Annotated in this window: 8 protein-coding genes; 5 read left to right on the forward strand and 3 right to left on the reverse strand. The window is 65.2% G+C overall.

What is annotated here, in order from left to right; genetic code table 11:
- The first annotated feature begins 153 nt into the window (after window positions 1–153).
- The 3 genes from GGQ98_RS09930 to GGQ98_RS09940 are packed head-to-tail and all read left to right on the forward strand — an operon-like array spanning window position 154 to window position 2696.
- Window positions 154–903 (forward strand): electron transfer flavoprotein subunit beta/FixA family protein, encoded by a 750-nt coding sequence (locus GGQ98_RS09930; RefSeq protein ID WP_184068796.1) that lies wholly within the window; start codon window positions 154–156, stop codon window positions 901–903.
- The gene (locus GGQ98_RS09935) at window positions 900–1829 is read left to right on the forward strand and encodes an electron transfer flavoprotein subunit alpha/FixB family protein (protein WP_184068799.1); all 930 of its coding nucleotides are present in this window, start codon (window positions 900–902) and stop codon (window positions 1827–1829) included. The genes GGQ98_RS09930 and GGQ98_RS09935 overlap by 4 nt, the downstream gene beginning before the upstream one ends.
- A 3-nt stretch (window positions 1830–1832) precedes the next feature.
- On the forward strand, window positions 1833–2696 hold the full coding sequence (locus GGQ98_RS09940; RefSeq protein WP_184068802.1) for a 3-hydroxybutyryl-CoA dehydrogenase: 864 nt from the start codon (window positions 1833–1835) through the stop codon (window positions 2694–2696).
- On the opposite strand, the gene GGQ98_RS09945 is transcribed toward GGQ98_RS09940, so the two are convergent.
- Window positions 2693–3922 (reverse strand): NupC/NupG family nucleoside CNT transporter, encoded by a 1230-nt coding sequence (locus GGQ98_RS09945; RefSeq protein ID WP_184068805.1) that lies wholly within the window; start codon window positions 3920–3922, stop codon window positions 2693–2695. The two genes, GGQ98_RS09940 and GGQ98_RS09945, sit on opposite strands and share 4 nt — an antisense overlap.
- An 82-nt stretch (window positions 3923–4004) precedes the next feature.
- Between GGQ98_RS09945 and GGQ98_RS09950 the strand changes: the two genes are divergently transcribed.
- The gene (locus GGQ98_RS09950) at window positions 4005–4640 is read left to right on the forward strand and encodes a queuosine precursor transporter (RefSeq protein ID WP_184068808.1); all 636 of its coding nucleotides are present in this window, start codon (window positions 4005–4007) and stop codon (window positions 4638–4640) included.
- On the opposite strand, the gene GGQ98_RS09955 is transcribed toward GGQ98_RS09950, so the two are convergent.
- Complete coding sequence (locus tag GGQ98_RS09955) at window positions 4637–5584, reverse strand: cation diffusion facilitator family transporter (protein ID WP_184068811.1); 948 nt, start codon at window positions 5582–5584, stop codon at window positions 4637–4639. The two genes, GGQ98_RS09950 and GGQ98_RS09955, sit on opposite strands and share 4 nt — an antisense overlap.
- 155 nt (window positions 5585–5739) lie before the next feature.
- On the opposite strand from GGQ98_RS09955, the gene argB reads away from it, so the two are divergent.
- Window positions 5740–6642 carry an acetylglutamate kinase gene (argB, locus tag GGQ98_RS09960; protein WP_184068814.1) on the forward strand — a complete coding sequence of 301 codons (903 nt, stop codon included), beginning with the start codon at window positions 5740–5742 and terminating at the stop codon, window positions 6640–6642.
- Window positions 6643–6665: 23 nt separating this feature from the next.
- Here argB and GGQ98_RS09965 read toward each other — a convergent pair whose 3' ends face one another.
- On the reverse strand, window positions 6666–7859 hold the full coding sequence (locus GGQ98_RS09965; RefSeq protein ID WP_184068817.1) for an MFS transporter: 1194 nt from the start codon (window positions 7857–7859) through the stop codon (window positions 6666–6668).
- Window positions 7860–7922 lie beyond the last annotated feature (63 nt).

The following is a 7922-nucleotide window of genomic DNA, read 5'->3' on the forward strand; positions in this document are numbered from 1 at the left end:
TGCTTCTTTTTAGAGTTGCACCATTCTGGCACGCGAATTCTTCACGTCAAACGGTGAGTTGCGCGGCTTGGACGTTGACACACACGCCCTGTTGACGCAGTTCCTCGCGCGATCCGGCTGCTGGAAGCCGGGCCAGCTTTCCGGAGGATGCCGATGAAGATCCTTGTGCCCGTGAAGCGGGTCATTGACTACAACGTCAAGGCGCGCGTGAAGTCCGACCAATCGGGCGTCGAACTCGCCAACGTCAAGATGAGCATGAACCCCTTCGACGAGATTGCCGTCGAAGAGGCGATCCGTCTGAGGGAAAAGGGTGCGGCGACCGAGATCGTCGTGGTTTCCATCGGCGTTCAGCAGTGCCAGGAAACGCTCCGCACCGCGCTTGCGATGGGCGCCGATCGCGGCATCCTCGTCACCACCGACGTCACCACCGAGCCGCTCGCGGTCGCGAAGATCCTTGCGAAGATTGCCGAAGCGGAAGGCCCCGGCCTCATCATCCTGGGCAAGCAGGCGATCGACGACGACGCCAACCAGACCGGCCAGATGCTCGCCGCGCTGCTCGGCTGGGCGCAGGGCACCTTCGCCTCCAAGATCGAGGTTGCGGGAGACACCGTCAATGTGACGCGCGAAGTCGACGGCGGTCTTGAGACGCTCAGCCTGAAGGCACCGGCGATCATCACCACCGATCTTCGTTTGAACGAACCGCGCTATGCGTCGCTGCCGAACATCATGAAGGCGAAGTCCAAGCCGATCGCCGCCAAGACGCCCGACGATTTCGGCGTCGATGTCACACCGCGCCTGAAGACGCTGAAGGTCAGCGAGCCGCCGAAGCGGCAGGCGGGCATCAAGGTCGATTCGGTCGATGCCCTGATCGGCAAACTCAAGGAAATGGGAGCGATCGCATGAGCGTCCTCGTCCTCGCTGAACACGACAACACCGCGATCAAGGACGCCACCCGCGTCGCCGTGACCGCCGCCGGGAAGCTCGGCGGCGACGTGCATGTGCTCGTCGCGGGCCACAATGCCGCCACCGCCGCCGATGCCGCTGCCAAGATCGCCGGAGTCTCGAAGGTGCTGCTCGCCGACGATGCTGCCTATGCCAACGCGCTTGCCGAAAACGTCGCGCCGCTGATCGAAGGCCTGATGGCGAACTACGACGCGCTCGTCGCCCCGGCCACCACTTCGGCCAAGAACATCATGCCGCGCGTCGCCGCGAAGCTCGACAGCCAGCAGATCTCCGAGATCACCGGCATCGTCGATGCAAGCACGTTCGAGCGGCCGATCTATGCAGGCAACGCCATCGCCACCGTGCAGTCGGGCGACGCCAAGAAGGTCATCACCGTGCGCGGCACGGCCTTCGAGAAGGCCGGCGACGGCGGCTCGGCGAGCGTCGAGGCGGTTTCCGGCAGCAGCGACGCAGGGCTTTCCAGCTTCGTCGGCGCCGAAATCGCGAAGCTCGAGCGCCCGGAACTGACCGCCGCCAAGATCATCGTTTCGGGCGGACGCGCGCTCAAGGATGCCGATACGTTCCAGAAGGTCATCTTCCCGCTGGCCGACAAGCTCGGCGCCGCCGTCGGCGCATCGCGCGCCGCCGTCGATGCAGGTTATGTGCCCAACGACTATCAGGTCGGCCAGACCGGCAAGATCGTCGCGCCGGAGCTTTACATCGCCGTCGGCATCTCGGGCGCCATTCAGCACCTGGCGGGCATGAAGGATTCGAAGATCATCGTCGCCATCAACAAGGATGAGGACGCCCCGATCTTCCAGGTCGCGGACCTCGGCCTCGTCGGCGACCTGTTCACCATCGTCCCCGACCTCACGCAGAAGCTGTAACCCATGAAGACGATCGGCGTCATCGGTTCGGGCCTGATGGGCAACGGCATCGCGCACGTCTCCGCGCTCGCCGGGTTCGACGTCATTCTTTCGGATGTCGAGCTTGCGCGCGCAGAGGCGGGCAAGGCGGTGATCGAGAAGAATCTCGGCCGCGCCGTTACCAAAGGCACGATGCAAGTGGGCGAAGTGGAGGCCACGCTCGCGCGCATCCGGCTGACCACTGACCCTTCCGACTTTGCGACGTGCGACCTCGTGATCGAAGCCGCGACCGAGAACGAAGCGGTGAAGAAGGCGATCTTCAAGGGGCTGACCCTGAAGGACACCGCGCTTCTCGCTTCCAACACCTCGTCGATCTCGATCACGCGGCTGGCCGCGGCGACCGATCGCCCGGACCGCTTCGTGGGCCTGCACTTCTTCAACCCCGTGCCGGTGATGAAGCTCGTGGAGATCATCCGCGGCCTCGCCACATCGGACGCGACCACGGCGGCGATGCACGATTTCTGCAGGGCGATCGGCAAGACCACGGTGGAAGCGCTCGACAGCCCGGCGTTCATCGTCAACCGCGTGCTCTGCCCGATGCTGAACGAGGCGATCTTCGCGCTCGGCGAAGGCGTCGGCTCGGTCGTCGACATCGACCAGGGCATGCGGCTCGGCGCCAATCACCCGATGGGGCCGCTGACGCTCGCCGATTTCGTCGGTCTCGATACGCTGCTCAGCGTCATGCACGTGATGCAGGAAGCGACCGGTGATCCCAAGTACCGCCCGGCGCCGCTGCTTGTGAAATACGTCGAGGCCGGCTGGTACGGCAGGAAGAGCGGGCGCGGCTTCTACGACTATTCGGGCGAAGCGCCGGTCCCCACCCGCTAGACCGACAGCAGCAGCCCCGCGAGGGCTGCGCTCATCAGATTGGCAAGGCTGCCCGCAACGAGCGCCTTGATGCCGAGCTTTGCGATCATAGGGCGCTGACTGGGCGCGAGACTTCCTGTGACCGCCATCTGGATCGCGATCGAACTGAAATTGGCGAAGCCGCACAGCGCGAACGTGACGATCGCCACCGTTGCGGGCGCCAGCGCGCCCTGTTGCGCGCCGAGATCGATGTAGGCGACGAACTCGTTGAGGACGACCTTGGTGCCGAAGAGGCCGCCCGCGATCCCCGCCTCGTCCCACGGTACGCCGAGCAGATACATGACGGGCGCGAAGACGTAGCCGATGAGCTGCTGGAAGGTGAGGCCTTCGAGCCCGAACCAGCCGCCGACCCCTGAAAGCAGCCCGTTCGCGAGCGCGACCAGCGCCACGAACGCGAGTACCATGGCGCCCACTGCAACCGCGAGCTTCACGCCGGTCTGCGCACCCTGCGCCGCCGCCATGATGATGTTCGCGGGCTTTTCATCGTGATCGGCGATCTCCACGATCTCGCCCTGCGTGCGCGCAAGGTCGGCGGGATCGTCGGGCATGATGAGCTTGGCCATCAGGATGCCGCCGGGCGCCGCCATGAAGCTCGCCGCGAGCAGATAATCGATGCGGATGCCCATCGACGCATAAGCGGCAAGGATGGTGCCCGCGACCCCCGCCATGCCGGACGCCATGACCGTGAAGAGCTGCGCGGGGCTGAGCCCGGCGAGATAGGGCCGGATGACGAGCGGAGATTCGCTCTGGCCCACGAAGATGTTCGACGCCGCGCAGAGCGATTCGACCTTGCTGATGCCGGTGATCTTTTCGAGCCCTCCGCCGATCCAGCGGATGACGAACTGCATCACGCCGAGGTGATAGAGAATGGCGATGAGCGCGGCGAAGAAGATGATCGTCGGCAGCGCCTGAAACGCGAAGCTCTGCCCGAGCGGATCGCCGAGCAGCGCGCCGAACAGAAATTCCGAGCCCGCCCGCGCATAGCCGAGCAATTCTCCGACGCCCCCGGAAAACCAGGCCAGCGCGCGGCGACCCGCCGGAACATAGAGCACAAGAACCGCGATCCCCGCCTGCAGCGCGAACGCGGCACCCACGACGCGCAGGCGGATGGCGCGCCGGTTCGCGGACAAGAGCACGGCGATGGCGAGAATGAGCGCAATGCCGCCGAGCCCGATCAGTATCCGCATTGTCCCCCCGCCGAACGCCGGTTTCCCGAGCCCCAGCTATAGAGCTTTCTCGGCATGCGAAAAGCGGATAGCAACGGGCCCGATGACGACGCCCACGCCGCCGATTTCCCGATCGCTTTTCGCTTTCTCGGTGCTTTACGGCGGCATGGCCTGCATCGCCGGCGTGCTGGGCAACAAGCAGATCGCGCTGGGGCCGCTGACCGTCGAGGCCGGTATTTTCGCATTCCTGCTGCTCGTGGTGCTGTCGAGCGCGACGGCCGAGTTGCATGGGCGCAAGGCGGCAAACCACCTCGTGTTTCTGGGCTTCGTGCCGCTTGTCGTGTCGATGGTGCTGATCGTCAGCGTGCTGGCGCTGCCCGCCGCGCCGGAAATGGACGCGGAGCGGCTTGCCGGTTTCCAGACCATCCTCGCGCAGAGCCCGCGCCTGATGGGCGCCGGCATCGTGGCTTACGGTATCTCGCAGCTTCTGAACGTCGGCGTGTTCAGCCTGCTGCGGCGCGAGGGAGGCTGGCTGTGGCTTCGCAGTGCGCTCGCCAGCGTTCTTTCGCAGATCATCGACACGCTGATCTTCATCACGCTGGCCTTTTACGGCCTTTTCCCGATCCTCGATCTGATGATCGGGCAGATGCTCGCCAAGATCATGCTGTCGATCGTGCTTGTTCCGCCGCTGGTTCAGGGCTTCGTCGCGATCGGCCGGAAACTCGACGCAAGAGGTTAGCGACACCCCGGCGCGTGGTCGCCGTCTTCGATCTCGACCGTGGCGTGATCGACATGGAAACGCGATTGCAGCCGTTCGCGAATGGCCTTTTTCACCTGCGCGGACGAGGCCCCCGCCCGGATGCGCGCGTGCAGCGTCGCCATCGGACGCGCCTCGTTGATCGACCAGACGTGAACATGATGGATGCTCTCCACACCGTCGATATTCGCCGCAAGGTCGGCGACCACCGTATCCGCCTCCAGCCCCGCCGGCGCGCCTTCGAGCAGGATGTGCGCGGCATCGCGCGTCACCGCCCAGGCGCTGCGCAGGATGATGAGCGCCACGAAGACCGAGAGCAGCGGATCGGCAGCGGTCCACCCGGTGTACATGATGACGATCGCCGCGACGATCGTTCCGACCGAGCCAAGCAGATCGCCCGCCACATGCGCGAGCGCGCCGCGAATGTTGAGATTGCCGCGATCCGCGCCGAACAGCAGCCAGAAGGCCAGAATGTTCACGACGAGTCCGGCGACAGCAACGCCAAGCATCGTCGGCGCCGCGATGTCGGGCGGCGCCTGCAGGCGCTCCGCAGCTTCCCAGACGATGAACGCCGCGATGGCGAACAGGCTGAGCCCGTTGACGAAGGCGACAAGCACCGAAAAACGATCGAATCCGAACGTCCGCCGCCAGTCCGCCGGCCGCCGCGCCAACCGGAACGCGAACCATGCAAGCGCGAGCGCGGCGAAATCGGTGAGCATGTGGCCCGCATCGGCGAGCAGCGCCAGCGAGCCGGAAACGATACCGCCCACCACCTCGACGATCATGAAGCTGCCGGTCAGCAGCGCAGCGAAGCCCACGCGGCGCTCGTTGCCCGCGCTGACGGTCGGCGCATGCGAATGGCCGCCGTGAGAATGCCCATTGTGCGAATGGTGATGACCGGTGTGCGGATGGTGGTCTCGGCTCATGCGGCAACTCTTACGGCCTTTGCGCTTCACGTCAATAAAAACAGTATGTTACGAGATATCACACCGCTGACTGGCGCTGTGTACCCTGCATCATCCGCTCTTCCCCTTTTGCATCGAGGCTTTATAGCGGCGCACGATCATTGAGGAGCCGCCGAATGTCCGTCGACCACACGCCCGATCCGGCCATGCTCGCCAAGGCCGAAACGCTGACCGAGGCGCTGCCGTTCATTCAGAAGTATGTCGGCCGGACCTTCGTGGTGAAATACGGCGGGCACGCGATGGGCGATCCCGAACGCGCAATCGACTTCGCCGAGGATGTGGTGCTGCTGAAGGCGATCGGCATCAACCCGATCGTCGTCCACGGCGGCGGGCCGCAGATCGGCACCATGCTCGGACGGCTCGGCATCAAGTCCGAGTTCGTCGACGGCCTGCGCGTCACCGACGCGGCAACGGCCGAGGTTGCCGAAATGGTGCTGGCGGGGGCGATCAACAAGGACCTCGTCAGCTGGATCGGCCGCGCGGGCGGCACCGCGGTCGGCATTTCCGGCAAGGACGCCCGCCTCGTCACCGCGCGCAAGCTGACGCGCACCGTGCGCGATCCCGACAGCGCGATCGAGCGCATCATCGATCTGGGCTTTGTCGGCGAGCCGGTTTCCGTAAACGCGAAAATCCTCGACCTGATGACGCGTTCCGACGTGATCCCGGTCATCGCACCGATCGCGGAGGATGCCGAGGGCCAGACCTACAACATCAATGCCGACACGATGGCGGGCGCCATCGCAAGCGCCGTGGGCGCGGCGCGGCTGATGCTGCTGACCGATGTTCCGGGCGTGCTCGCGAAGGACAAGTCGCTGCTGACGGACCTGACGCCAAAGCACATCGAGGCGCTGATCGCCGACGGCACGATTTCGGGCGGGATGATCCCCAAGCTGGAAACCTGCCTTTCCGCCGTGACCGGCGGCGTGGAGGCTGCCGTCATCCTCGACGGCCGCGTGCCGCACGCGCTGCTGCTGGAAATCTTCACGCGGAAAGGCGCCGGTACGCTCGTTCGCGCTTAGGCAAAGTTGCGCGGCGCAACTTTTCAGGCGGCGCCGTAGACGCGCTGGATGCGGAGCAGACCGAGACAGGGAACCACGATCAGCAGGTTGGCGAGCCCGACCGCGAGCAGGATCTGCGGCACGTCGAGCCCGGCCTTCAGAAGAAGCCCCGAGCCGAGCGCGGCTGCGACCATGAAACCTGAATTGATGATGTTGTTCGCCGCAATCGTCCGCGCCCGCGCCGAAGGATCACTCGCGGTCTGAAGGAGCGCGTAGAGCGGAACGATGAACGCCCCGGCGGCAACGGAGAGCCCGAAAAGATCGAGCACGATGCGCCAGCTCCCCGGATCGGAAAGAAAGGCGCCGACGCCGATCAATTCCGCGTGCGGCACATCGAACGCGCGGATCGCGAAATAAAGATCGGTGATGAACAGCGTCATCAGCACCGCCGACGCCGGCGCGTAGCGAACCGAAACCGTGCCCTTGAGCAGGCGCGCGACGACGAGCGATCCGGTTGCGACACCGACCGAAAAGATGGTGAGAAACAGCGTCGCCACGGTTTCCGCGCCGCCCAGATCGCCCTTCACCAGCGGTACGAACAGGCTGGTGAACACCGCGCCCACCGACCAGAACCACGAGACGGCGAGCACGGCGCGGCCGAGCTGCGGATCGCGGGTGACGTCGCGCGTGATGCGCAGCGAACTTGCAAGGATGTTCCATTCGATGCGCGCGCGCCCCGGAGGCAAAGCGGCGGGCACGTGCCGGCCGCTAAGGTAGCCCAGCACCGCGACCGCCACGATCGCCCATGCCGAAACCTGCGGCGCGAGGAGACCGCCCGCGACCTGCCCGGTGAGGATGGCGATGAATGTTCCCGCCTCCACCAGGCCCGTTCCCGTCAGCAGCTCCTTCGGCGCGAGATGCTGCGGCAGGATCGCGTATTTGATCGGCCCGAAGAAGGTGGAGTGCGCGCCCATCGCAAAAAGCACGAGCATCATCAGCGGCACCGAGCCGATCGTGAGCGCCGCCGCGCCGACGAGCATGATGCCGATTTCGGCCGCCTTGATGATGCGGATGAGCCGGGCCTTGTCGACGCTGTCAGCGATCTGGCCGGCCAGCGCGGAAAACAGCACGAAGGGAAGAATGAACACCCCCGCCGCCAGTGTGACGATCTGCGCCGACGCCGCCGTATCGCCCGCGAGCAGCGCGTAGTTGTTTGATCCCAGGCTTTGATGGTGCATTATTCAGCCAGCAATGGAAGGATGCGCTATGGGACAGATACTCCATGGGAGCGCCACAACGAC

This window comes from Sphingosinicella soli, assembly GCF_014199685.1.
GTDB lineage: Bacteria > Pseudomonadota > Alphaproteobacteria > Sphingomonadales > Sphingomonadaceae > Sphingosinicella > Sphingosinicella soli.